The organism is Paraclostridium dentum, assembly GCF_012922555.1.
GTDB classification, from domain to species: Bacteria; Bacillota; Clostridia; order Peptostreptococcales; family Peptostreptococcaceae; genus Paraclostridium; species Paraclostridium dentum.
On record NZ_WIPK01000003.1, the window covers coordinates 128,521 to 151,875 of the forward strand.

General features: G+C 28.0%; 26 protein-coding genes, 1 other RNA gene and 1 pseudogene. 21 read left to right on the forward strand and 7 right to left on the reverse strand.

The genetic code is table 11. The features are described 5' to 3' along the window. Window positions 1-127: 127 nt before the first annotated feature. The 6 genes and pseudogenes from GFJ41_RS08180 to rnr all read left to right on the forward strand — a co-directional run bounded on the left by GFJ41_RS08180 (window position 128) and on the right by rnr (window position 8,181). Window positions 128-1,228 carry a CdaR family transcriptional regulator gene (locus tag GFJ41_RS08180; protein ID WP_035117089.1) on the forward strand — a complete coding sequence of 367 codons (1,101 nt, stop codon included), beginning with the start codon at window positions 128-130 and terminating at the stop codon, window positions 1,226-1,228. Between the two features lie 188 nt (window positions 1,229-1,416). Then, complete coding sequence (locus GFJ41_RS08185; RefSeq protein ID WP_170075061.1) at window positions 1,417-2,559, forward strand: glycerate kinase family protein; 1,143 nt, start codon at window positions 1,417-1,419, stop codon at window positions 2,557-2,559. A gap of 31 nt (window positions 2,560-2,590) precedes the next feature. After that, window positions 2,591-3,865, forward strand: a complete 1,275-nt coding sequence (locus tag GFJ41_RS08190) for a GntP family permease (protein ID WP_170075062.1) — start codon at window positions 2,591-2,593, stop codon at window positions 3,863-3,865. A gap of 9 nt (window positions 3,866-3,874) precedes the next feature. Next, a pseudogene (gene pyk, locus GFJ41_RS08195) lies at window positions 3,875-5,296 on the forward strand (pyruvate kinase); the annotation flags it as partial. Window positions 5,297-5,610: 314 nt separating this feature from the next. Then, window positions 5,611-5,832, forward strand: coding sequence for a preprotein translocase subunit SecG (secG, locus tag GFJ41_RS08200; protein ID WP_052169208.1), 222 nt, complete (start codon window positions 5,611-5,613; stop codon window positions 5,830-5,832). Between the two features lie 210 nt (window positions 5,833-6,042). Further along, window positions 6,043-8,181 carry a ribonuclease R gene (rnr, locus tag GFJ41_RS08205; RefSeq protein WP_170075064.1) on the forward strand — a complete coding sequence of 713 codons (2,139 nt, stop codon included), beginning with the start codon at window positions 6,043-6,045 and terminating at the stop codon, window positions 8,179-8,181. A gap of 514 nt (window positions 8,182-8,695) precedes the next feature. Here the strand turns inward: rnr and GFJ41_RS08215 are convergent. After that, a complete protein-coding gene (locus tag GFJ41_RS08215) occupies window positions 8,696-9,022 on the reverse strand; it encodes a hypothetical protein (RefSeq protein WP_021430155.1) in 327 nt (108 codons plus the stop codon). A 266-nt stretch (window positions 9,023-9,288) separates the two neighbouring features. On the opposite strand from GFJ41_RS08215, the gene smpB reads away from it, so the two are divergent. The 4 genes from smpB (at window position 9,289) to GFJ41_RS08235 (ending at window position 11,875) form a co-directional block, all read left to right on the forward strand. Then, a complete protein-coding gene (gene smpB, locus GFJ41_RS08220; RefSeq protein WP_021430171.1) occupies window positions 9,289-9,744 on the forward strand; it encodes an SsrA-binding protein SmpB in 456 nt (151 codons plus the stop codon). A 126-nt stretch (window positions 9,745-9,870) separates the two neighbouring features. Beyond that, window positions 9,871-10,222: a transfer-messenger RNA gene (ssrA, locus tag GFJ41_RS08225) on the forward strand. A gap of 140 nt (window positions 10,223-10,362) precedes the next feature. Further along, window positions 10,363-11,454 carry a type II toxin-antitoxin system RnlA family toxin gene (locus GFJ41_RS08230; protein ID WP_170075066.1) on the forward strand — a complete coding sequence of 364 codons (1,092 nt, stop codon included), beginning with the start codon at window positions 10,363-10,365 and terminating at the stop codon, window positions 11,452-11,454. A 40-nt stretch (window positions 11,455-11,494) separates the two neighbouring features. Then, on the forward strand, window positions 11,495-11,875 hold the full coding sequence (locus GFJ41_RS08235; protein WP_170075067.1) for a type II toxin-antitoxin system RnlB family antitoxin: 381 nt from the start codon (window positions 11,495-11,497) through the stop codon (window positions 11,873-11,875). Window positions 11,876-11,901: 26 nt separating this feature from the next. Here GFJ41_RS08235 and GFJ41_RS08240 read toward each other — a convergent pair whose 3' ends face one another. The 4 genes from GFJ41_RS08240 to GFJ41_RS08255 form a co-directional block, all read right to left on the reverse strand. After that, window positions 11,902-12,294, reverse strand: a complete 393-nt coding sequence (locus GFJ41_RS08240) for a hypothetical protein (RefSeq protein WP_170075068.1) — start codon at window positions 12,292-12,294, stop codon at window positions 11,902-11,904. After that, a complete protein-coding gene (locus tag GFJ41_RS08245; RefSeq protein WP_170075069.1) occupies window positions 12,281-12,898 on the reverse strand; it encodes a hypothetical protein in 618 nt (205 codons plus the stop codon). Before GFJ41_RS08245 ends, GFJ41_RS08240 begins: the two co-directional genes overlap by 14 nt. A 16-nt stretch (window positions 12,899-12,914) precedes the next feature. After that, window positions 12,915-14,099 (reverse strand): tyrosine-type recombinase/integrase, encoded by a 1,185-nt coding sequence (locus GFJ41_RS08250; protein WP_170075070.1) that lies wholly within the window; start codon window positions 14,097-14,099, stop codon window positions 12,915-12,917. A gap of 295 nt (window positions 14,100-14,394) precedes the next feature. Continuing rightward, window positions 14,395-14,982: a helix-turn-helix domain-containing protein gene (locus GFJ41_RS08255; RefSeq protein ID WP_170075071.1), complete on the reverse strand. Its 588-nt coding sequence runs from the start codon at window positions 14,980-14,982 to the stop codon at window positions 14,395-14,397. Between the two features lie 143 nt (window positions 14,983-15,125). Here GFJ41_RS08255 and GFJ41_RS08260 point away from each other — a divergent pair, with 143 nt between their 5' ends. The 10 genes from GFJ41_RS08260 (at window position 15,126) to GFJ41_RS08305 (ending at window position 20,617) form a co-directional block, all read left to right on the forward strand. Continuing rightward, complete coding sequence (locus GFJ41_RS08260) at window positions 15,126-15,317, forward strand: helix-turn-helix transcriptional regulator (RefSeq protein WP_170075072.1); 192 nt, start codon at window positions 15,126-15,128, stop codon at window positions 15,315-15,317. Window positions 15,318-15,319: 2 nt separating this feature from the next. Further along, entirely contained in the window at window positions 15,320-15,631 is a 312-nt protein-coding gene (locus tag GFJ41_RS08265; protein WP_170075073.1) for a helix-turn-helix domain-containing protein, read from the forward strand. A 22-nt stretch (window positions 15,632-15,653) separates the two neighbouring features. Then, window positions 15,654-16,412, forward strand: coding sequence for a conserved phage C-terminal domain-containing protein (locus GFJ41_RS08270; RefSeq protein WP_170075074.1), 759 nt, complete (start codon window positions 15,654-15,656; stop codon window positions 16,410-16,412). Then, a complete protein-coding gene (locus tag GFJ41_RS08275; protein WP_170075075.1) occupies window positions 16,402-17,715 on the forward strand; it encodes a replicative DNA helicase in 1,314 nt (437 codons plus the stop codon). The genes GFJ41_RS08270 and GFJ41_RS08275 overlap by 11 nt, the downstream gene beginning before the upstream one ends. A gap of 29 nt (window positions 17,716-17,744) precedes the next feature. After that, window positions 17,745-18,053, forward strand: coding sequence for a hypothetical protein (locus GFJ41_RS08280; RefSeq protein ID WP_170075076.1), 309 nt, complete (start codon window positions 17,745-17,747; stop codon window positions 18,051-18,053). A gap of 349 nt (window positions 18,054-18,402) precedes the next feature. Next, window positions 18,403-18,888, forward strand: coding sequence for a hypothetical protein (locus GFJ41_RS08285; RefSeq protein ID WP_170075077.1), 486 nt, complete (start codon window positions 18,403-18,405; stop codon window positions 18,886-18,888). A gap of 199 nt (window positions 18,889-19,087) precedes the next feature. After that, window positions 19,088-19,234 carry a hypothetical protein gene (locus GFJ41_RS08290; protein WP_170075078.1) on the forward strand — a complete coding sequence of 49 codons (147 nt, stop codon included), beginning with the start codon at window positions 19,088-19,090 and terminating at the stop codon, window positions 19,232-19,234. A 195-nt stretch (window positions 19,235-19,429) separates the two neighbouring features. Next, complete coding sequence (locus tag GFJ41_RS08295; RefSeq protein ID WP_170075023.1) at window positions 19,430-19,693, forward strand: hypothetical protein; 264 nt, start codon at window positions 19,430-19,432, stop codon at window positions 19,691-19,693. A gap of 1 nt (window position 19,694) precedes the next feature. Further along, window positions 19,695-20,240 carry a hypothetical protein gene (locus tag GFJ41_RS08300; RefSeq protein ID WP_170075079.1) on the forward strand — a complete coding sequence of 182 codons (546 nt, stop codon included), beginning with the start codon at window positions 19,695-19,697 and terminating at the stop codon, window positions 20,238-20,240. A 56-nt stretch (window positions 20,241-20,296) separates the two neighbouring features. Then, entirely contained in the window at window positions 20,297-20,617 is a 321-nt protein-coding gene (locus GFJ41_RS08305; RefSeq protein WP_170075080.1) for a hypothetical protein, read from the forward strand. Window positions 20,618-20,677: 60 nt separating this feature from the next. Here the strand turns inward: GFJ41_RS08305 and GFJ41_RS08310 are convergent, their stop codons facing one another. Then, window positions 20,678-21,091, reverse strand: coding sequence for a hypothetical protein (locus GFJ41_RS08310; RefSeq protein ID WP_170075081.1), 414 nt, complete (start codon window positions 21,089-21,091; stop codon window positions 20,678-20,680). Between the two features lie 165 nt (window positions 21,092-21,256). Between GFJ41_RS08310 and GFJ41_RS08315 the strand changes: the two genes are divergently transcribed. Continuing rightward, on the forward strand, window positions 21,257-21,805 hold the full coding sequence (locus GFJ41_RS08315; RefSeq protein WP_170075082.1) for a hypothetical protein: 549 nt from the start codon (window positions 21,257-21,259) through the stop codon (window positions 21,803-21,805). A 220-nt stretch (window positions 21,806-22,025) separates the two neighbouring features. Here GFJ41_RS08315 and GFJ41_RS08320 read toward each other — a convergent pair whose 3' ends face one another. Next, a complete protein-coding gene (locus GFJ41_RS08320) occupies window positions 22,026-22,574 on the reverse strand; it encodes a DUF8453 domain-containing protein (protein ID WP_170075083.1) in 549 nt (182 codons plus the stop codon). Window positions 22,575-23,355 lie beyond the last annotated feature (781 nt).

A 23,355-nucleotide genomic window follows, 5' to 3' on the forward strand; every position in this document is an offset into this window, starting at 1 on the left:
CTAGAAAAAGCTTTAAAGGGTGATGGAATTAACAGATTCACCATTAAAATGAAAGTTTGTTTGAGGTTTGGGAAAGATTATATATAAGTATGATTTATATTAAAGTATTTATGAAGAAGGTTATGTTATGGCTATAAATAAAATTAGTAAGAATTTAGCTCAAGAGATAGTGAATGCAGTTAAGGAAGTTGTAGATAAGGATATAAATTTCATTGATAAAAATGGAGTTATAATTGGGAGTACTGATAAGAATAGGTTAAATACATTTCATCAGGCTGGATATAAGGCTGTGAAGACTCTTAGTAATATAACTGTTGAAGATAATTCTGAGTATGAAGGTAGTAAAAAAGGAATAAATTACCCTATAAAAATTAATAAAGATGCAATAGGGGCTATTGGAATAACTGGAGAACCAAGTGAAGTAAGTAAATATGGTTTTTTAGTAACGAAGATAACGGAAATATTTATAAAAGAGCAAGAGCTAAATTATAAATATGAAGCGGATAAGCAACGAATAAATTATGTAGTTAAGTCTCTTATATATGATAGTATAGAAGACAAAAATGAGATTGAAAGTATTTTAGAGCAATTTGGGATAGGAGTAAATCAAAAATTTGCTGTTGTACTTATGAAAATCAAAAAGAATCATAATGATAGAGAAGTAGAAATTATAGAAGAAGATATAAGTAAGGTATTTGATTCTATAGGTAATATCTTTAAGATATATGTTTATCCTAATGAATGTATAGCTTTAGTAAATGAGCAAAAGTATGAAAAACTTAAACTTGTTTATATGGATATATTAAATAAATATAAAGATAAGCTAAACGGTGGAGTAGGAAGATTAAAAGATTTATATGATACTCATAAATCATATCAAGAAGCTAGAATAGCACTTCAGTATTCTAAAAAAAATAATAAGATATTAACTTATATAGATGATTTAGATTTAGAGTTAATATTAGAAAATCTAGATGTAGAAATTAAAAATCAATATCTAGAAAAAATTTTAAAGAACTTAGATGATGAAGATATAAAATTATTAGAAATTTATTATAAAAACGATATGTCATTAAAAGCAACATCTGAAGAGTTATATATTCATAAAAATACTTTACAGTATAGATTAGAGAGAATTTATCAAAGAAGTGGATTAAATCCTAGATGTTTTAAAGAATCTGTAGTTTTATATATAGCAATAGCTATACGATTATCAAAATTTAATTAAAACAAAAGTACCATATCAAAATAAAATAGTTTTTGATATGGTACTTTTTTTGAAGCATTAATGGAATAGCTTTTCAATGGTATAGGTAACAAAATAAAATTAAATAAAGTTATATTATTTGGTATATGTAACATTCGGTTAGAAAAGCGAATTTGTTATAATGAAAATATCAAAGGGAGGCGACAAAAATGAAAATAGTAATTTCGATAGATTCGTTAAAAGGAAGTTTAACTTCGATAGAAGCAGCAAATGCAATTAAAAAAGGAATATTAAGTGTTGATAATAAATCAGATGTAGTTATAATGCCCCTTGCAGATGGAGGCGAGGGAACTGTAGAAGCCTTAGTACAAGGTATGAACGGAGAAGAAAAAGTAATAAGTGTAACAGGACCTATAAATGAAAAAGTAAATGCAACTTATGGAATATTAAAAGAAACAAATACAGCAATAATAGAAATGGCTCAAGCGTCAGGATTACCATTAGTTCCAGCAGAACTTAGAAATCCTTTAAATACAACAACTTATGGAGTTGGAGAAATAATAAAAGAAGCAATAGAAAAAGGATGTAGAAACTTTATAGTTGGAATAGGTGGAAGTGCTACAAATGATTGTGGTGTAGGAATGCTTCAAGCATTAGGATTTGAGTTTTATGATGAAAACGATAACTTAGTGGGACTAGGTGGAAAAGTTTTAAATCAAATAAAAAAAATAAATACAGATAACAAATTAAAAGAACTAGATGAGTGTAATTTCAAGATAGCATGTGATGTAAACAATCCTTTATATGGTGAAAATGGAGCAGCTTATATATATGGGCCTCAAAAAGGAGCAACTGAAGAAATAGTAAAGGAATTAGATAAAGGACTTAAAAACTTTGCAGAAGTTGTGAAAAAAGATTTAAGAAAAGATATAGCTCACATAGAAGGCGCAGGAGCAGCTGGAGGATTAGGATTTGGATTCTTAGGATTTTTAAATTCTAAATTAGAGTCAGGAATAAAGATAATTTTAGATGAAATAAAGTTAGAAGAAGTAGTAAAGGATGCAGATATTGTTATAACAGGAGAAGGAAGGTTAGACAATCAAACTGCTATGGGAAAGGCACCAATAGGAGTAGCTAAGCTAGCTAAAAAACATGGAGCAAAAGTAATAGCAATAGCAGGATGTACAACACCAGATGCAGTTAAATGCAATGAAGAAGGTATAGATGCTTATTTCTCTATAGTAAACAAGGCTATGGCAATAGATGAAGCAATGAAAAAAGAAAATGCAACTCAAAACATGATTGAAACAACGATACAGATATTTAACCTTATAAAAGCAGTAAAGAACTAATCAAAACTTAAAAATAAGGAGGTGGACGAAGATGGAAGTACAAATAACAACACTAGGAGCAATACTAGGACTTTTATTATCGATAATACTTATAATAAAGAAATTTCATCCGGCTTACAGTTTAATACTAGGAGCGGTAGTAGGTGGATTAGTAGGTGGTGCAGGTCTTACAGGCACAGTAGATGTAATGATGACTGGAGCAAAAGACATAATGCCGGCAATACTTCGTATAGTAACATCTGGGGTTTTAGCTGGAGTATTAATAAAAACAGGTGCAGCAGCTAAAATTGCAGATCAAATTATAAAAACACTAGGTGAAAAAAGAGCATTATTCGCATTAGCATTATCAACTATGATATTAACATCAGTTGGGGTATTCGTAGACGTAGCAGTTATAACAGTAGCTCCAATAGCATTAGCAATAGCTAAGAAAATAGGATATGCACCAATGGTTATACTTTTAGCTATGATAGGTGGAGGAAAAGCAGGAAATGTAATATCTCCAAATCCAAACACTATATCAGCGGCAGAAAACTTTGGGGTAGACTTATCATCGTTAATGGCAGCAAATATAATACCAGCAATAGTAGGACTTATAGTAACAGTTATATTAGCAAATATGCTAGGTAAAAAAATAAAATCTAAAAAATTACAAGAGATAGAAGATGAGATAGAAAATGAAAGTGAAAAGGTAGAATTACCATCATTTATATCAGCAATAGTAGGACCTGTGGTAGCTATAATGTTATTAGCATTAAGACCTATAGCAGGAATAGCAGTAGATCCACTTATAGCACTTCCAGTAGGCGGTATAGTTGGAGCATTGGCTATGGGAAAAATAAAAAATATTAATGAATACGTAACATTTGGGTTATCAAAAATGATGCCAGTTGCAATATTATTAATAGGAACTGGAACAGTAGCAGGAATAATAAAAGCATCAACATTACAACAAACAACAATAGCAATATTAAGCGCAGTTCATATGCCAGCATTTTTGTTAGCACCAATATCAGGAGTATTAATGTCAGCAGCTACTGCATCTACAACAGCAGGAGCAACAATAGCATCAGCAACATTTGCACCAGCTATAATAGCATCTGGGGTATCACCATTAGCAGGTGGAGCAATGGTACACACAGGAGCAACAGTACTTGATCATTTACCACATGGATCATTCTTCCATGCAACAGCAGGAGCTACTAACATGAGTATAGGCGAGCGTTTAATGTTAATACCATATGAGTCTTTAATAGGACTTTCAATGACAATAATTTCAACTATAATGTGGGGAATAATACTTTAGGAGGCAACTATGATAAACAATAGAAAAAGAACTAAGATAGTATGTACGCTAGGACCAGCATCAGATAAAGAAGAAATATTAAAAGAGCTTGTAGAAAATGGATTAAATGTATGTAGATTTAACTTCTCTCATGGATCACATGAAGAACATAAACAAAGAATGGATATAGTTAAAAAAGTTAGAGAAGATTTAAATGAACCAATAGCTATATTATTAGATACAAAAGGTCCAGAGATAAGAACAGGAAACTTTGATGCACCTGAAGTATTATTAGAAGAAGGTCAAAAGTTCACTATAACAATGAAAGATGTTATGGGTGATAAAAATGCATGTACAGTAAGTTATAAAGGATTAGCAGAAGATGTAGTAGCTGGAGATACTATATTAATAGATGATGGATTAGTAGGATTAAGAGTTGAAGAAGTTAAAGGTGACGATATAGTTTGTACGGTAGAAAACTCAGGAATAGTTAAAAATCACAAAGGTGTTAACGTGCCAGGGGTAAAAATAAATTTACCAGCACTTACTCAAAAAGATATAAGTGATATAGAGTTTGGTATAGGACAAGGTATTGATTATATAGCAGCATCTTTTGTTAGAAAAGCATCTGATGTTTTAGCTATAAGAGAAGTTTTAGAAAATAATAATGCAACGCATATACAAATAATATCTAAGATAGAAAATCAAGAAGGTATAGATAATATAGACGATATAATAAAAGTTTCTGATGGGATAATGGTAGCAAGAGGAGATTTAGGAGTTGAAATTCCTACAGAAGAAATACCAATAGCTCAAAAGATGATGATAAGAAAATGTAATGAGCTAGGTAAGCCTGTAATAACAGCAACTCAAATGTTAGATTCTATGATCAGAAACCCTAGACCAACTAGAGCTGAAGTAACAGATGTTGCAAATGCAATATATGATGGGACAGATGCAATAATGTTATCAGGAGAAACTGCAGCAGGTAAGTATCCAGTTGAAGCTGTAAGAACTATGGCTACTATAGCTAAGAGAACAGAAGAAACTTTAAATTATAATGAGTTACTTAAAAAGAAAAAGTTAAAAGACGTTAATGTAACAAATGCTATAAGTCATGCTACATGCACAACGGCAATAGATTTAAATGCAGCATCAATAATAACATTTACATCAAGTGGGCATACAGCAAGAATGGTTTCTAAGTTTAGACCACAGTGTCCAATAATTGCAACTACAGAAGATGAAGGTGTTATGAGAAGATTAGCTTTAACTTGGGGAGTGTATCCTATAAAGACTGCTAATGTAGCAAATACAGATGATATGATAGATAATTCGATAAAGGCTGTTACAGAGTTAAATTATTTAAATCAAGGTGATTTAGTTGTTATAAGTGCAGGTGTTCCAACTGGTATATCAGGTACTACGAATATGATAAAAGTTCACTCAATAGATAGATAGGTGAGTCCTCGGGTTAGTGTATAAGTTTTACTCCCAAAGCTGAAAAGCAGCTTTAAAGGTCGTTAAAACTTATACACTAACCCTTCGGACGTTTATGAGAAAAAAGAAGGTTTAAAGGGTGCTGGAACTGACATATTAACCCTTTGGACGTTATGATAGGAAAAAGGAAAGTTTGGAGGGTGGATTATTATGGTTGAGATTGGGTAATAATACAACAAGATTGACTTTATAACTTGAATGTAGTATATTATTATGCTACACTAAAATTATGTTATATTAGTGATTATAAATGTAGGAGGATAACTATGTTTAATGTATTAATGGGAGTACAGGTAGTAATATCTATAATTTTAGTAGTAAGTATATTACCACAAGATACTAAGAGTGCTGTACCTACTGAATTTGGTGGAGAGGGAACTCAAAGTTACTTTAAACCAAAAGGAAAAGAAGCATTTTTAGCAAGAGTAACTAAAATAAGTGCAGTATTATTTTTCTTAAATGCTATGGCAATACTTTTAGTTAAATAATAAAATTGAATTTATTTTACACATAAGATGACAATTACGATTTAACGTAATTGTTTTTTATTACCATATAAAACAGAATTTACCATTATAACCATTTAATGATATAATTTATGGATAATTAATCTTGTTGTAATTTATATAAATAAAATGGGAAAAATATTTAGTGAAAGCATAGTATAAAGTAATAATTAAATTAATAGGAGGAAAACAATGGGTGAAGAATTAAAACAAAAATTGTTGGGACTTATATCAGAAGCAGCATACAATCCTCTAAAAAAAGAAGAATTAGCAATGATATTTGATATACATCATACAGAAATGCCTATGTTCTACAACTTTTTAGATGAATTAGTAGAATCTGGGTATCTAATACTTACTAAAAAAGGGAAATACACATCTCCAAACCAGATGGGACTTTTTGTAGGTAAGCTAGTATCTCATAAAAAAGGATTTGGATTTGTAGAATCTGATGAAGAGTATACACAAGATCTATTTATACCTGCTGATAGTCTTAATGGAGCAATGCATAATGATAGAGTTATAGCTGAGATCACAACTCCAGCAACTGATGAAAAAAGAGCAGAAGGTAGAATTATAAAAGTTGTAGAAAGAGCTATAACTGATGTTGTAGGAACTTTCCAAGAAAGCAAAAACTTTGGATTTGTCTTACCAGACAATAAGAAGTTTAATAAAGATATATTTATACCTAAGAAGTTTTTCAATGGAGCTAGAGGAAATGACAAAGTAGTTTGTAGAATAACTCAATGGCCAACAGAAGATAGAAAACCAGAAGGTAAAATAATAGAAATATTAGGGCAAAAAGGGGACAGATATGTTGAGATTGCATCTGTAATAAGAGAACATGGTCTTCCTGAAGAGTTCCCTAAAAAGGTATTAGATGAAGCTGAAAAAGTAGCTATCGAAATACCACAAGAAGAAATAGATAGAAGATTAGATTTAAGAGATATGAATATATTCACTATAGATGGTGAAGATGCTAAAGACTTAGATGACGCTGTATCTATAGAAGTATTAGATAATGGAAATTATAAATTAGGAGTTCATATAGCTGACGTTACTCATTATGTAAAAGAAAAGAGTAAGTTAGATAAGGAAGCTTTAAAAAGAGCAACTTCTGTTTATTTAGTTGATAAGGTAATACCTATGTTACCTAAAACTTTATCTAATGGAGTATGTAGTTTAAATCCGTTTGAAGATAAGCTTACATTATCAGTATTTATGGAAATAGACCATAAAGGTGAAGTAGTTAAGCATGATATAAAAGAAACTATAATAAATTCAAAAGCTAGAATGACTTATACAGAAGTATCTGATATTCTTGAAAAAGATGATGAGAAACTTAAAAAGACATTTGCTAAGGTAGCTGATGATTTCTTCACTGCTGAAAAACTAGCTAGAATATTAATGAAGAGAAGAGAAAAGCGTGGGGCTATAGATTTTGATTTCCCTGAAGCTAAGATAATATTAAATAATGATGGCGATGTTGTTGATATAAAACAATATGAAAGAAGAATATCTAACAGAATAATAGAAGAGTTTATGTTAATAACAAATGAAACTGTAGCAGAACATTTCTTCTGGTTAAATATGCCTTTTGTTTATAGAGTTCATGAGACTCCTGCACATGAGAAGATAGAAACTTTAAATAAGTTTATATCTACTTTTGGATATGTTATAAAAGGAGATTTAGAAAGTGTTCATCCCAAAGCATTACAAGGTATAATAGAGCAAATACATGGTAAGACAGAAGAAAAAGCTATAAGTACTATCATGTTACGTTCTTTAAAACAAGCTAGATATTCACCTGAGTGTGTGGGTCACTTTGGATTAGCTGCTCAATATTATTCTCACTTTACTTCACCTATAAGAAGATATCCAGATTTACAAATTCATAGAATTATAAAAGAGTTCTTAAACGGTAAGATAAGTCAAAAGAGACAAGATCAATTAGCTCAAATAGTTGATTATGCTTCTACTCAATCATCAGAAAGAGAAAGAGAAGCAGAACTTGCTGAAAGAGATGTTAAAGATATTTATAAAGCTAGATATATGGAAGATAGAGTTGGAGAAGAGTTTGTAGGTATTGTTTCAAGTGTAACTTCTTTTGGTATGTTTATCGAGTTAGATAATACTGTTGAAGGTTTAGTTAGACTTGCAGATATGAATGATGATTATTATATATTTGATGAGAATACTTTCACTATTTTAGGTGAGAGAACTAAGAAAATGTATAGAATCGGTGATGTTGTTAAGATTAAAGTTGAAAAAGTTAATGTAGATTTTAAAGAGATAGACTTTAAACTTCTAGAAAAAATAGAACAAAATTAATTAAAGCTGGGAGAGTTTGGATTATTGTTTACTTCACACAAAGACCTGAAGATCGCGGTCTTTAAGTGTTACGTAAACAACAAATCTAAACTCTCCCTTTTGTTTTAGGATGGAAAAGATTAGAGAGTTCGGATTATTATTTCTTTCATACAAAGACCTAAAAATCGAGGTCTTTAAGTATTTCAGAAATAACAATTCCGAACTCTCCATTTTTTATGATTGTGATGATTTTTTTGCACATAGTGTTATGTACGTTAGTGATACTCTTAGGATTATATACGCCGGTATTAGGTAATAGTATATATCCAAGTGTTTGTTTATTACTAAGATGATACTTAATAATATGTAGAATAATAAGTCTACGAAGTCTGTTACGTTTAGTACTTTTCTATATAGAATTTCTGGGAAATTTGATGTATTTCTAATTTCTTTCGAAAAGTTATTTTTAATTGATTTAAATGTATCATTTAAGTTTTTAAGTATGATTATTAAAAATAGTATCCGTGGTAATACGCTAATTTGATTCACCTACTTTCTTTGAGATTGTTTCAAATACCTTAGCTGCTATTATTTTAAGTCCTGCAAATACAAAAAAAGTAATGAAAAATATTAATATAAAAAACTTACTATCTCTTAATGATAGTATTGTTATTCCTAGATATGATATATCTTCTAATACAAATAAGGATTTGTAGCATTTAGCTGCTTTTTTAGCTAAATCCTCATATTTCAATTTTTCTATTATGTCTTTTTCTATTTGGAATGTATTCATTGTAGCTAAATCATATAGATTCTTTGTACAATAAAGAATAAGCAGTAAAGCACATAGTTTTGAAACCATAATTTTTTAACCTCTTTTTAACATTTTGGTAAAAGAGTAGCATAATTGGGTATAAGTTGTATATAAGGATGGACTAACATTGGAAATTTTGGGAGTGAAATGTTATTGATTTTATATACTATGTGTAATATATAGCATAGTTATTACATATAATACTAGTGCATCAAGTTTTAAGTTAACTCAATATTTGTGAGTATTGACTAGTATGGTTATATATGGTATATTTTAAGGTAATTAATGAAGGATAAGGATAAGAGGTGATTTGTATGGCAGGTGTTAAGGTTTTAGCTACTAATAGAAAAGCAAGACATGAGTATTTTATAGAAGAAACTTATGAATGTGGTATCGAATTAAAGGGTACTGAAGTTAAGTCTATTAGACAAGGTAAACTTAACTTAGCTGAAGGATATGCTTCTGTTGATAATTCAGAGGTGTTTTTAAAACAAGTTCATATAAGTCCATACGAACAAGGAAACATATTTAATGTTGATCCTCTTAGAGTAAGAAAATTATTACTTCATAAACATGAAATAAGAAAGCTTATAGGGGCTACAACTATAAAAGGTTATGCTTTAATTCCTTTAAGTGTTTATCTTAAAAATGGTAAAGTTAAAGTTGAACTTGCTTTAGCAAAAGGTAAAAAATTATATGATAAACGTCAAGACTTAGCTAAGAAAGATGCTAATAGACGTATTGAAAGAGAGTTATCTGGTAGATACTAGATACAATTCCAATGAGATAATATTGCTTTTAAGTTTAAAAAGTTTTATTATATATATAACAACTTAATATTAATTAATGGTGAAAAAAGTTTGCGATAGAAAGTCTCAGGACTATAAAACAACCACGGGGGCGTAATGGTTTCGACGTGGGTTTGGCACTTGAGGCTGCGTGTCGTGTTACTCTGGGTCACGTAAAAACTGGGGAACTTAAAATAAACGCAAACGATAATTACGCTTTAGCAGCATAATGACTGCTCGTCCCGCCTAAGCCCTCCTGCCGGCCAGGCCTGGACGTCATTTATGCAGGGAACTACTTTTGGGGTGTCTCGACCGAGAGTGGACTAATTGGGACTGGTCAATCACATAGCTTGCCACTGTGCGATGTGTGCGACGAGATTTAAAAATCAGATGGCTACGCACGTAGATGCAACGAGGAAAGGACTTGCGGACAGGGGTTCGACTCCCCTCGTCTCCACCAATTATATACAATTCATCAGTGAAATGATTGGAATTGCTAAATCTTAGGATGAAGTAATTCCTTTTTTTATTATAAAATAACACAATAATAACACAACTACATAAAATAAATAAATCAAGGGATGTTAAATGGGGGTAAATATGTCAAAAGAGTTTAAATCATTAAATATTAAATTTACAGATTTAGAGGAATTAATAAAAAAGTATTGTATTGAAAATTATGGAGATAAATATGAGATAGGAGAATTAGAACCACATAAAAAAAATCCTATTCAATATTCGATAAACGTAACAGTAGATTCAAAAATAGCTAAATTAAGTTTTTATAAAAACGGGGATGGCACAGTATCTATAGTATATAAAGTTGGTACAAATCAAGATATATCCAATGAAATAGCTAAGTATATAAAAACTAATGGAGTTAAGGATGATAGGAAATCTATACAATTATCTTTAGATAATATAAATGAAGAAAGTTTTAAATTATTACTAGAGTACATAGAAGGACTTAGTGTAAACAAAATTGAAGACTTAGAAATACAGCATGGCCATAAATATAAATTCAAGAGTGTTGAGTGTAATGATGAATTAACATTAACATATTATAAATCTAAAGGTAAATTACTTTTACAAGGAAAGCCATTATATATATACTCAGAAGCGATTGCTTTCATATCAGCATTTATGGGATTTGAAGATGTTATAAAAAGTCACTCAAAGGTATATAATGTAGATATTAATATAAAAGAAGTTAGGGATGATATGAGGAATAATTTAGAAGATAGTTATTCTTTTATAGGGGAAACACTATCTAAGGTGCTGAGCCCTGTATTTGTATTTAGAAAGTTAGATGTACAATTAGAGGATTATTCATCTTTTGTATTTCCGGCATTAAAGACACTGGAAGGATATCTAAAAAAGATACTGTTTAACAATGGAATTAATATTGAAACGAAGTTTAATATTTTTAAGAAAGATGAAATTACAGGTAAATTTGTCATAGATGAAATTAAATGTAATAATTATCACAGATGTACTATAAATTGTGATAGAACAGTTCGTGCAGTAGAAGAAGTTTATAATTTTCTTTTTATAAATAGGCATCCAATGTTTCATGCAAATTTTATAGTGGATAGTACTATGATTGTAGAAGATAGATCTGAGGCAGAAGAAATAATAAGTAGTTCATTAGAACTAATAAAGAGAACTTATCATAATATATCACAAGGTTAAGGTAATAGAGATTGAACTAAAAGTCTATAGGAGGTGGATTATGGAAAGTTATAAAATTAAAGAAATTAATGATTTTGAGTATAAATTAATAGTATTTTCCACTGACTATATAAGTCCATTTGAACATCTTACTAATATTGAAGAAAACTTAAAATTAATTAATTATTCAGGAAAAATAATATTTGATCTTTTGTTAGTTAATGGAAATACTAGTAATAGATTTATGGAAGTATTTTTTGATGGAAATGAATTTGATAAAAAAAGTTTTAGAATAGCTAATAAACTATCTAATGAAATTAAGAATATAACATCAAGTTTCTATTCAGAAAATATATGTATAGTTGAAAATAGTAGATTGTCTAATCCAATTAAGTTTTTAATAAAAAAGAATAAATTACCGTTTGATAAATATATGAACTAAAAAGACTGTTATTTAACAGTCTTTTTTTATTTTTTAACTATATGATTTAATATTGAAATTATATGCTTATCCTTATATAAATTAAGTAAGTTAGTTTCTGATGATATAGTTAAGAAGTTATTAAAAGGTATTTTTATTATAGGTTTTGATAGACAATTAGATAGCAATAACTCTCTATTAACCCAAGGTGATTTATTGATACATGGGGTATCTATTAAGCATACTAATGTAGATGATTTTAGCTCATTAATGACTTTCTCTTGAGGGTTTTTTACGTTATTATTATCAAGAATATCTATATAAACATTTAAAATACCTAACTGATTTAAGTTATTTCTAAAACGATTGAGATTTTCGATTGTTATCAATCCACCTCTAACTGTATAACTAATAAATATCTTATAATTAAAACAATCCATAATAATTTAACCTCATTGATAATAGTAAAATAATTATTAAAAGATAATAAATAAGGTGAGAAAAGTTAAATAAAGATGCTAAAAGCCTAATGAATATATTTTTAGCTTCTATAATTTTATTATTATGTATGATCTTATTAATAAGGTTAATATTCTTTATGTAATTAAAGAAATTACTGTCATTGATAGACTTAATAAGACGGTATTCTAGTTTTTGAAAAAAGTTCTTAGAAATTTGCTTTTCTTTAAGCTTATGTCTTTTACGTATATTATTTTCTATATTTAACATAGAATCTCTAAGTTTTTTTTGATAGTAATAAGTATATACATCTACTAGATAAAATAAAACTACTATAACTATTAAAATAAAGCATATATTATTTAATAAATTTATTGTGATATTTTTTGGATTACTAAAGAAATTAAAAAATATAGTAGGAACAGCTATTACAGCGGTAATACATAACTTTTTTATTTCTATACTGTTATTACTAAAATTTAGAACTACATTATGTAATTGACGATAGTTTTCTTTATCTAGTTCATCTGATATTTTAACTGTTGATTCATCTGTTGATTTTGTGCATATATTATCTGATCCCATATAACCACCTCACTAACTATAAAGCAAATAGTTCATTTATTTTTTCAATTGCTTCTAATTTTGTATCTTCCATAACATGTGTGTATATATCCATAGTAATACTAATATCATAATGGCCCATAAGTACTTGAACAGTCTTAGGGGGTACATTAGCTTCAAATAATCTGGTAGCATAAGTATGTCTTAGACCATGGAATTTTAAAGGTTCAATACCTAATTTAGTTAATATACTTTTTAAGTTACGGTTAGGTCTTTTATCATCCAAAGGATAACCTAATTTGTCGCAGAATACATAATCATTATTAACGTATAACTCACTAATTTGTAATTTATTTTTCGATTGTTGAACTTTATAATCTTTAAGTTTAACTAGTATATTTTTAGGTATAGGAATAGTTCTTATAGAGTTTTTAGTCTTTGGTAGTTGTTCAATAACTTTAGATTCTCTATTACTGTTTCTATCTATTTCAGTAACTCTCTGCAAGGTTCTATTAACAGTTAGGGTACAAGTATTAAAATCTATATCACTCCATTTTAAACCTAATATTTCACCAAGTCTTAAACCTGTACTAAGAGCAGTTAAAAATAGCATTTCTAATTCATGGCCAACTAAAGCAGCTATGAAACTTTTTTGTTGTTCTGGAGTTAATACTTTGATTTCTCTAGTAGTATTGTCTTTAGGTAATGTAACTAATTTACAATAATTCTTTTGTATATATCCTTGTTTTTCAGCTTCGGACAAGCAAGGTTTAAGTCTAGTATTTAAGCTTTTAATAGTAGATGTAGGCTTTTTATTACTATCCATTAAGTCATTATAGTACTTTTGTAAATGAGTAGCTCTTAAGTCTCTTAATTTAAGCCTTCCTAATTGAGTATCTTTTATATAATTTCTATATATACCTTCATATTTCTCAAATGATTTAGGTTTCAAATCTTTTATTCTATAATCAAATAGCCAAGTATAATACCATTGTTCTAATGTTAATTTATCATCACTAGGTAAAGCTCCAAGGCTAAGTTGCTTTTTATATTCTTCTAACTTTTCCTTAACTTCCTTTTGAGTCTTACCGTAGAATTGTTTTCTAATTAGCTTACCATTTTCATCTCTACCAGAAGATATGGAAGCCCTCCAACCTTTATTAATTCCATTTACTATGTATTTATTAATGGAACCTTCCCCATTAGCTCTTTTATTAGCCATTTAATCACCTCATTTTGATTTATTTTAGATGATACTTATATTAATACATAATAGGTCTTAATTTTCGGCTATGATGCCTCTCGTGTTTTACGATTTCTTAGGTAGTCCGTGTTTTACCGTATACCTTAATTATCTAGCATTGTGCTACCAACATTAATTAATAACGACCGAAATTTTACGGTAGTTAACTAGATATCTTTTAAAATTTGTAAATTAAACTTTGATATTCAAAAATTAACTTAAGTACAAATTTGTACTCTACAAAATAACGATCTGCAAATTTATTATTTATTTGTTAACTTTTATCTTCATTTTTTGATTTATCTGAGTTTTTTATAAACGTTAGATTATTTTCTATAGTACCGATAATCGATGATATCATTAGGGCGAAATAAGCCTCATCATTTAGAATATCAGTAAATGAATAGTTAAGTTCTTTTTGCATTACATCACTATTTAATAAATTACATATTTCTGTAGCAACATCTATATTAAAGGCTTTGATTCTATCACTATTATATATACTTAAAATTAATTTCTCGAAATATCCTACATCCTCAATTTTTTTATTTAATATATCATTCATAAACTCGTCATCACGGGATAATGCCCTTACCTTATAAAAGGCCTTGTCCAAATTGTCTTCATCGGATAAATCTATTGTTATATTATTTTTTCCATTATCTATACTTTCTGCTAAAAGGTCAGTTATTTCTACACCTAAAGCAGCAGCGATTTTATTTAGTACATCTATATTAGGAGTTCTTTCGCCTCTTTCGTATCTTCCTAAGCTAGTTCTTGGTATATTTGACAATTTAGCAAGTTTATCTTGAGAAATTTTCTTATATTCTCTAGCTTTTTTTATATTTTCACCAATGTTCAATTATATCACCTTCCTATAATAATTATATCGTAGTTGTTTCTGAAAGGGAACTAAAAAAACAGTAAAAGCATTGACTTGTTTCTAAAAGGTGACTATAATTTAAATATAGACACCGAAAGGTGACTAAAAAGGAGGGATTATAAGTGAACATAAAATTAAAAAGAATTGAAAAAGGTATAAAACAAAAAGATATGGCTGAAATGTTAGAAATTACACCTCAATATTTAAGAAAAATCGAAAAAGGAGATATTGATGTAAGGAGGAGTTTTATGATGAAGGTATCTGAAATATTAGATACTTCAATACAAGAATTATTTTTCAGCGAGGGGGAGTAGAGATGAGCAATACAAATAATTTAGAAGTATTAAAAACATTACAAAGTACTCTAACAGTATTAGTGAATCAACAAGAGGAAGAAAGGGCTAAGGAGCAAGGGTATAGGGAAGTAATGAAATATAAGAGAAATAAGGCTGAATTAATGACTGCTAAAGAAGCAGCTAAGGAATATCCTATTGGTGAAGCTAAGTTTAGGGAACTATGCAGAAGTACTTCGTTAGGATTTCCAAGTATTCAAATAGGATGTAGACATTACATAATAAAAGATAAGTTAGATGATTGGATCAGAGATAATATAGGACGTTGTTTATAAGTAGGTGAGATGATTGAGACATATGGTTTCCCTATTGGATTTAGAATGGGACGAGTTATTAGTTTATCATCAGCTATATTTAAGATCTGATTTTAGTACAGGCATAACTGAATATACTGATAGACAAATTGAAGAAAGTTTATACAAAGCTAAAGTAGGAAGAACTAGAATAAGAACAATATTAAAAAAGTTTGTTAGAGATGGATTATTTATTGAAATTTCAAAGGGAAAAAGAGGCAATAATTCAGCTCCAGCTATAGGTAAGTTGATAAAAATTAAGGATATTGAAAAAACCTTATACAAACCTAATATAGCCCCTAATCAAACCTTGGAAGGTATTGAAAATAGCAATATCAAAGGTAATTGTGAACCTAATGCAAACCTTAATCAAACTTTATTCAACCCACTTATCAAAGAAAAAGGAATAAAGAATAGTATACATAGTCGAATTATAACACGACTCAATGAATTAACTAATAAAAAATATAAATCAACAACTAAGAAAACTATAGCTTACATAAATGCTAGATTAAATGAAAATTTTACGGAAGATGATTTTTACAAGGTGATTGAAACTAAATCTAAAGAATGGCTAGGAACTAAAATGGAAATCTATTTAAGGCCAGAAACACTTTTTGGAACTAAATTTGAGGGATATTTAAATCAGAACAAAGATAAACAAATTCGAGATAAATCTAACACAAATATAAATAGAAATATTAAGGCTGATAGTGTGGAAGATGCAATAAAGCTTATAAGAGGGGAGATTGATGGAAGATAACAGAATATCTAGTTTGGTTAACTTAGAAGCAGAGAGAATAGTTGTAGGAACTTTAATAACTGAATTATCAACTCATAAAAAAATAGAGAATATACAACCGAGTATGTTCTCTGAGAAAATAAGTAAATCAATATTTAAAGTTATAGTATATTTAATCAATAATGATAGACCGGTGGATATTCCAAATATAGATTCAGTATTAAGATCTAGAGGAATTAATATATCTGTATCAAGCTTAACAAACTTAGCTTTATATAGTAATTTATATAGTTTCTATGGAAGTATTGATATCATAAGAGAACTATATTTAAAAAGGTATATGTATGAGAAAGCCAATAGATTGGCAACTGGGATTTTAGAAGGAAACAATATAGATAAGCTAATGTACGAGTTTGAAGAAGAAACAAAGGTTATAAGTCATAATAATAATTATGATGATAGTATACAAGCAATAACAGAAAGGCTGTTTGATAGATTAAATAGTCCAAAAGCAGAAGGTGTAAAGTTTAATATTCCTGTACTAGATAGGGTTATAGGAGGATTATATCCAACAGAGTTAACGACTATAGGAGCTAAAAGTGGAGTAGGTAAAACCGCAATGGCTTTATATATAGCCAATGGTGTAATAAAGCAAAATAAGAAAGTATTAATTGTGACTAGAGAAATGACCGATGAACATATTTTACAAAGACTTATAACTCAAAGAACGTCTATATCTTCTAAGATAATGAAAAATAAAGACTTAAGCGAAACTGAGTGGAAGACTATAGTTAGGATATTGAGTGAATTTAATAATTATAACTTGCATATCAACGATAAAATATCTAAGCCAGGGGAAATTAGAAGAAGGATAAAAGAGTTAAACCCAGATTTAGTGATAATTGATTATCTACAATTGCTTACAAGTGAAGATAACACTAACAATAGGGAGAGAGAAGTAGCTTCACTAAGTAGATCTATAAAGGATATGGCACAGTGGTTTAAAATACCCATAATCCAATTAACACAATTAAATGATAGCTTCACAGGAAGACCATTTGGGGAATCACCAGTAAGGGAGTCTAAGGCAATATATCAAGATTCTAATAATGTTATATATATCCATAAGCCTACTAATAAAAAAGATATGGAGGAATTTACAGAGGAAGAGAACTTGGTTAAAACATTGCTAGAGTTAAATATAGGTGATGGACCAACTAAGGCTATAGAGGTAATTATAAGCAAGTGTAGGGATGGAGGAACTGCTATTGAAAAAATGTGGTATGAAGGAACTACACTAAGTTATAAAACTTGGAATGTATAAAATAAATTTTCAATATTAGGAGGAGTATCATGAATGTAAAATTAGCAATATCAAAATTAAGTAAGATTGATGAAGTTGAAATTGTTGTAAGTGCAAGATTTAATAAAAATTATTTAGGTGATAAAGCAAAACTAAAAAGCATTACGATAAGTGATGATTCAATTATTGAAGTATTAGGAGAATGTGGATTAAAAATATACATACCCATGGATGATCTTAAAGAAATTTTAGATTATACAACATCAATAACTTTTCTAACAAGAAATATACAGATATTGTTTAGATGGGACATGCTAATAAAAGCCAATGGGGGACAAGGAGAGCTATCTAGAATATAGATTAGAGTAAATATATGATTGAAGATAAAATTATGGTCATATTTGGAATTTAAAAGGGTGTTAAAAATGAGTAAGTTGAAATTAAAAAATAGCATAAAAAAAGATACCGAGTCAAAAGACTACAGTACCTACCAGCAATAGTTATTGTATGTCTTTTGATTTGATAAGTCAAGTCGGAGGTGTTTAACATATGAGAATGAAATTATGGAAAGAGCTGAATTACAAAGAGAAGAAGAAATTATTTGAACTTTTAAAACTAAGATATAGTGTTCTAGTTGGATAGAATGATCACCATGAAATATATAAATATAAAAGACTAAAAATACATATCAAAGGGAGAATTCAGAGTATGGATATAAGATATTTACAAGTTGAAGATATAAAGAAACAAGTGGATAAATACATAGGGGAAAATAAAAAGTTAATAGTTACAAAAGGAATAAAAATAAAAGGAAAAAAGATTTTTAAATTAGATATTTTAAAAGAGTTATTAATTAAAGAAAAAGAAATACTTATTAAATTTGAAAGTGGTTCAGAAACGATTATAACTATTGACGGAAGTACGTTTATATATGAACAAAGTAATAGGCTAAAAATTGTAAATCAAAATATTTATATATCTATAAACCCTAGGGATTGTATTAAATATGTAAATTTAGAGAAAGAGTTATTAGAAAGAAATATTAGTATAGAGGAATTAGCTTCTTGTATTAATGTAGTTGAGGAATCTATTTTAAAAATATTAAATAATGAAATTGATATAACATTAGATGAAGCTTATAGGATAAGAGATACATATTTTAGCGATTTAACATTAAATTATTTGTATGCCTAATGAAAATATATTAATTATTTGTAGTCACTATAGTGTGTTTCGAAATAAATACACTTTAATTGAAAGAGGTGAGATATGTATTGTTTAATACAAGAAGTTAAATTAAAGAATCTAGATATTGTATGAGACCCTGATACAATGGCTAAAATAAACAACTTAAAAGATAAAATATTAAAATAAGAAAGGAATCAATATTTATATGGCTAAGATAACAATAAGCTATGATACAGATAAAGAGAAACAAGAGATTCTAGAGGCTATATCTAAGATGCTTAAAATAAAAAAGATCAGCAAAGAGTACGATAATCAAAAACATAAAAAAGTATATATATTTACATGTTCATAGGATTGGATATTTGATTTAAAATAAGGTAAATGATATAATAAATAAAAAAGAATAATAAGTACCACGCTATCAAAGCGAAAGGCATGAATATAGCCACGGGAAACAATTAACCAGTATTTACTATTGGTTTTGTTACCCGTGGTTTTTTATTGTCTATAAGTATAGATATTTATATATGGAGGGATTAATGGGTGAATGATAAAGCTAGAGAAGAACGAAATGCCTATTTACGGGAATGGCGTAAAAAGAATAAAGATAAAATTAAAAAATATAATAAGAGATATTGGGAACGCAAAGCGTCAAAAAGAAAAAGAGAGGGAGATATATAGAATGTATGAAGCCAGTATAGTAGTAAAAAAAGAAGTTATCAGAAATAAGATATTTGAAATGATAGAAGAATTAAATTATGAGGAATTATTAGAAATGGAAAAAATACTAGATGAGTTGGGGGTTAAATAATATGATAAAAGAAAATATAAAAACAGTAGTAGATACTTATAATTCTAAGATACAAAATATATTAAATGAGATATCTGTAATAGATTCAAAAGATCATTATACTAATGAATATAAGGATCAACAAAAGCATTCTAAGTTTAAGCAAATAAAAGATTTAAAAATTGAAGCTAAAAATAAAATGGTAGATACGTTTAATACAAAGATAGATGGAATCAAAAATAAAGAAGTATTTAATTTTAGTGATATAGAAACAAATAATATATTAAAAATGATAGAGATAGGCATAACATCTATGCATACTGATGAAATACAATATTTAGTAGATAAGTATTCGGATAATCCTGTTATATATAGAGCCATAGAATCCCAAGTTAAGAAGAATGACATTATGAATGTGAAAATGCCATTTAAAACATTTATGCCTAATACTAAAGAGATAGAAAGTTTAAGAGATACTTTATGTAATAGTATGGATATGAATGAGAATTCCTTATTTAGTAGTTTAGCATTCAAAATGACAATGGCTAATAATGATAATGTATTTTAAGTTTTAAAAGGGCTAACAATACTCTTATTTTAGGTTATACGAAAGAGGGGTTATGCATGGAAAGACCTAGAAATTTACCTAAAGAGCTAAGTAAAGAACATTTAAAATGGCTTAGATTATATGGATATTGTTTAAATGTAGATGATGAAAATTACAATAAATTAAGAGATACTTTAAAAAAGTGGTATGCATATGAATATTATTTTTATGTTGATAGGGATTTGCTAAAAGAAGCTAGAAAAAAATTTGATTCTTTAACTGTAGATGATTTTAGTTCTCCTAAGGATTATAGGAGATCAGAAAAAAGAATTACTAGGCATGAAAAAAAGAGGTTAATAAAAGAGTTATATGGATTGGAAAAGAAGGGTATCATATGAATGATATTAATGAGCTATATGATAAGAAAATTGAAGTCATATAGCTCTTATTATTTAGAATTATTGAATTTCAATTCTAATATCATTTAAAGCTTTTATAGTAAGTAGATAAATAAATTTTTCTTGATGATTAATCTGGATTTGTTTAGAAGCTGGCTTCATAAAACAAAAATATACAAGTATAAGAACTACGATTAGGGCAATAAGTTTAATTGTATCTATATTAGAAATCTTAACTGTAAAATAAGTAAATGTTGGTACTGATAAGGCTATATAAATTTTATTTAAACTATCAATAAGATTGGTTTGTTTAGCGGCTTTAAGTTCCATATCCATTATTAGTAACTCAATATCCTCAATTGATAATTCCTTTTCTTTATAAAATTTATAAATTTCATTATATATATAACTATTTTCAGTAAAGTCTTTATATGATTCATTAAGTATATCTTTCACTTTTATAGTATTACTCATAGAATACCTCCCTTTTATTGTCGATTGTATTATATACCAAATTAAGGAAAAATACGACTGGTTATTAAAAATCTAAACCTGTTAAAATGAAAGTATTAATGTTTAGATTGTAGATATATGAATAATAATATATAATTTGATTGAAAGCAGGTAGGGAGGAGAGTTATGAATAATAGAGAAAATTTAAATATAGAAATTAAAAAGTTCTTAGAAAATAATGCAGAAAAAATAATGCTTATAACAGGAACACATCAATATGAAAAACATATAGAATTATTGAAAACCTTGAGTAAGTATGAAGAAGATGGTACGAAGGTTTTATTCAGGTTGAATGGTAAAGATAATATAGAAACTATATTTAATAATAAAATTAAATCAGCTAAATTGAATACAAGAATTAAAATTGGAAACATACAAATGTATATAGATACTATAAATAATAGAACATGGAGAAATGATAAGTATGATGTATCTATAATATATCCTATAGATCCATTATGCAGAATGAATGATAGAAAACGAGAAGAAATAATTAATAACTTATTGAGAAATAATGTAAATAAATTATTTATAGTATCTTGGACTGATAATTATGACTATACATGGTTAAATGAATTTGGAGTAGATAGGATTGCAGTTTTTGATGCTGAGGAAGAAGATAAAGCTTATCACAGTAGAGTTTTAGAATGTATAAATAAAAATAATTGGAGATGAAAAGAGCTCTTTTATAGAGTTCTTTTTTTATTCTCCTAAATAAGGCTAATAAGCTTATAGATTATATGAAGAAACATAGTGAGTAATAAAATAATTTGTCTTGGGACGACCTAAATATGTAAGAAGAATCTAATGGAGTGCTTTGAAAATACGCTTAGAGCACTCCAAAAGGATAAATAAATAGAAATAAATTAGAAAAAATTATATGAATTTATATTTTCTACATATTGTCATAAAGGGTTTGAATGCTATCATTAATATGTATAAGTCCATCTAATTCATCTGATATATTAGGCTTTGTTACTAATATTGATTCTCTGAAATTTAAATCTAGTGTATATTCTTCATTATATATTTTCTTCATTGTTTCATATTTTATTGACACTTTAAATACTTTATCTGGATAGTCTCTAAAGTCAAAGCAACTATAAACAGATTGATTTGGAGCTAAAAATATATTTGAACAGTCTGTAATAAGAGGTCTCTTAGTATTCATATTTGAATTTTCATATGATAAGTTAGGTGAAATATGTATACTTAAAAGTTTACCACTAGATTTCCCAAAGTTTTTTAGTACTAATCGATGAGGAATTTCACTTTTATTTTTATGGAAAAAAAATACAATATTAGCTCGATTTGATTCCAGTGAAATTTTTTTAGAATGTCTTAATGTTGCAACTGATATAATTATAGATATTATTGCAGTTATAGAACTTGCTAAAATTGCACAAAGCTGTACTTTATCTGAGGTTGAGAGTTGGTTTAACATAATATAATCCTTTCATTGCTATCTAAATATAGTTTTATACAAATTATAACATAAAATTATTTTAAGTAATTTACAAAACAAACAAATATCTCCAAAACGATAAAGGTTGCAATGATTAGCTTGAAAGTATTGGAATACCTAAGACCTATACTTGAAGCGTTCTTTATTATATGGAACGTTCTATTAAAAAAGGGTGCAATCTTTACATATAAGGGTGCAACTTCTTTATGGAGTACTTTGATATAACAAATTTTCTTATAAATTTAAAAACGGGAAAAATCCTTTTTTAGAAATAATACACAATCCGGACATTCTAAAGGAAGAATATATACAAATTAACACCTTAAGAGCTGAACGTAATATCATTCCGTGAAGGTGTCGTGAAACGCGACTACTTATAAATTAATCGGGAAACGTACAATATACGTATTAGATAGGAGCTTCTAAAATGGAAAGCCCTTAGAAGTTATTTAATGGATTCAATTTTAAGTTGGTTAGTTTTTAAAATTTTAGTGAGTTTATTCTAAGTATGGAATGAAGTATTATTTTGGTATATACTATTAATAATTAAAATATTGCTATTAGATGGTTGTATACAAAAGTGTTGTTTAAGTCTTTTTACGGAGAACTCAATTAATTTACAAAACGACGAATCTAGCTTTAATTGAGCTATAGTGTTGAAATCACTATTATTATTTAGAGTAGTTATGTTGTTTTATATGGAGTACTACATAAATTTATTCATATATAAGATTAAACATCTATTAATTAAATAAGATCC

Bases quoted from the DNA above. Each gene is read 5' to 3' on its own strand.
- GFJ41_RS08215 (WP_021430155.1), bottom strand. From the start codon at position 9,022: ATGGTTTCAAAACTATGTGCTTTACTGCTTATTCTTTATTGTACAAAG.
- GFJ41_RS08280 (WP_170075076.1), top strand. From the start codon at position 17,745: ATGAATGTAAAATTAGCAATATCAAAATTAAGTAAGATTGATGAAGTT.
- GFJ41_RS08185 (WP_170075061.1), top strand. From the start codon at position 1,417: ATGAAAATAGTAATTTCGATAGATTCGTTAAAAGGAAGTTTAACTTCG.
- GFJ41_RS08285 (WP_170075077.1), top strand. From the start codon at position 18,403: ATGGATATAAGATATTTACAAGTTGAAGATATAAAGAAACAAGTGGAT.
- GFJ41_RS08300 (WP_170075079.1), top strand. From the start codon at position 19,695: ATGATAAAAGAAAATATAAAAACAGTAGTAGATACTTATAATTCTAAG.
- GFJ41_RS08230 (WP_170075066.1), top strand. From the start codon at position 10,363: ATGTCAAAAGAGTTTAAATCATTAAATATTAAATTTACAGATTTAGAG.
- GFJ41_RS08270 (WP_170075074.1), top strand. From the start codon at position 15,654: ATGGTTTCCCTATTGGATTTAGAATGGGACGAGTTATTAGTTTATCAT.
- GFJ41_RS08245 (WP_170075069.1), bottom strand. From the start codon at position 12,898: ATGGGATCAGATAATATATGCACAAAATCAACAGATGAATCAACAGTT.
- rnr (WP_170075064.1), top strand. From the start codon at position 6,043: ATGGGTGAAGAATTAAAACAAAAATTGTTGGGACTTATATCAGAAGCA.
- GFJ41_RS08290 (WP_170075078.1), top strand. From the start codon at position 19,088: ATGGCTAAGATAACAATAAGCTATGATACAGATAAAGAGAAACAAGAG.
- GFJ41_RS08275 (WP_170075075.1), top strand. From the start codon at position 16,402: ATGGAAGATAACAGAATATCTAGTTTGGTTAACTTAGAAGCAGAGAGA.
- GFJ41_RS08310 (WP_170075081.1), bottom strand. From the start codon at position 21,091: ATGAGTAATACTATAAAAGTGAAAGATATACTTAATGAATCATATAAA.
- secG (WP_052169208.1), top strand. From the start codon at position 5,611: ATGTTTAATGTATTAATGGGAGTACAGGTAGTAATATCTATAATTTTA.
- GFJ41_RS08305 (WP_170075080.1), top strand. From the start codon at position 20,297: ATGGAAAGACCTAGAAATTTACCTAAAGAGCTAAGTAAAGAACATTTA.
- GFJ41_RS08265 (WP_170075073.1), top strand. From the start codon at position 15,320: ATGAGCAATACAAATAATTTAGAAGTATTAAAAACATTACAAAGTACT.
- GFJ41_RS08180 (WP_035117089.1), top strand. From the start codon at position 128: ATGGCTATAAATAAAATTAGTAAGAATTTAGCTCAAGAGATAGTGAAT.
- GFJ41_RS08240 (WP_170075068.1), bottom strand. From the start codon at position 12,294: ATGGATTGTTTTAATTATAAGATATTTATTAGTTATACAGTTAGAGGT.
- GFJ41_RS08315 (WP_170075082.1), top strand. From the start codon at position 21,257: ATGAATAATAGAGAAAATTTAAATATAGAAATTAAAAAGTTCTTAGAA.
- GFJ41_RS08320 (WP_170075083.1), bottom strand. From the start codon at position 22,574: ATGTTAAACCAACTCTCAACCTCAGATAAAGTACAGCTTTGTGCAATT.
- GFJ41_RS08190 (WP_170075062.1), top strand. From the start codon at position 2,591: ATGGAAGTACAAATAACAACACTAGGAGCAATACTAGGACTTTTATTA.
- GFJ41_RS08235 (WP_170075067.1), top strand. From the start codon at position 11,495: ATGGAAAGTTATAAAATTAAAGAAATTAATGATTTTGAGTATAAATTA.
- smpB (WP_021430171.1), top strand. From the start codon at position 9,289: ATGGCAGGTGTTAAGGTTTTAGCTACTAATAGAAAAGCAAGACATGAG.
- GFJ41_RS08250 (WP_170075070.1), bottom strand. From the start codon at position 14,099: ATGGCTAATAAAAGAGCTAATGGGGAAGGTTCCATTAATAAATACATA.
- GFJ41_RS08295 (WP_170075023.1), top strand. From the start codon at position 19,430: ATGATAAAGCTAGAGAAGAACGAAATGCCTATTTACGGGAATGGCGTA.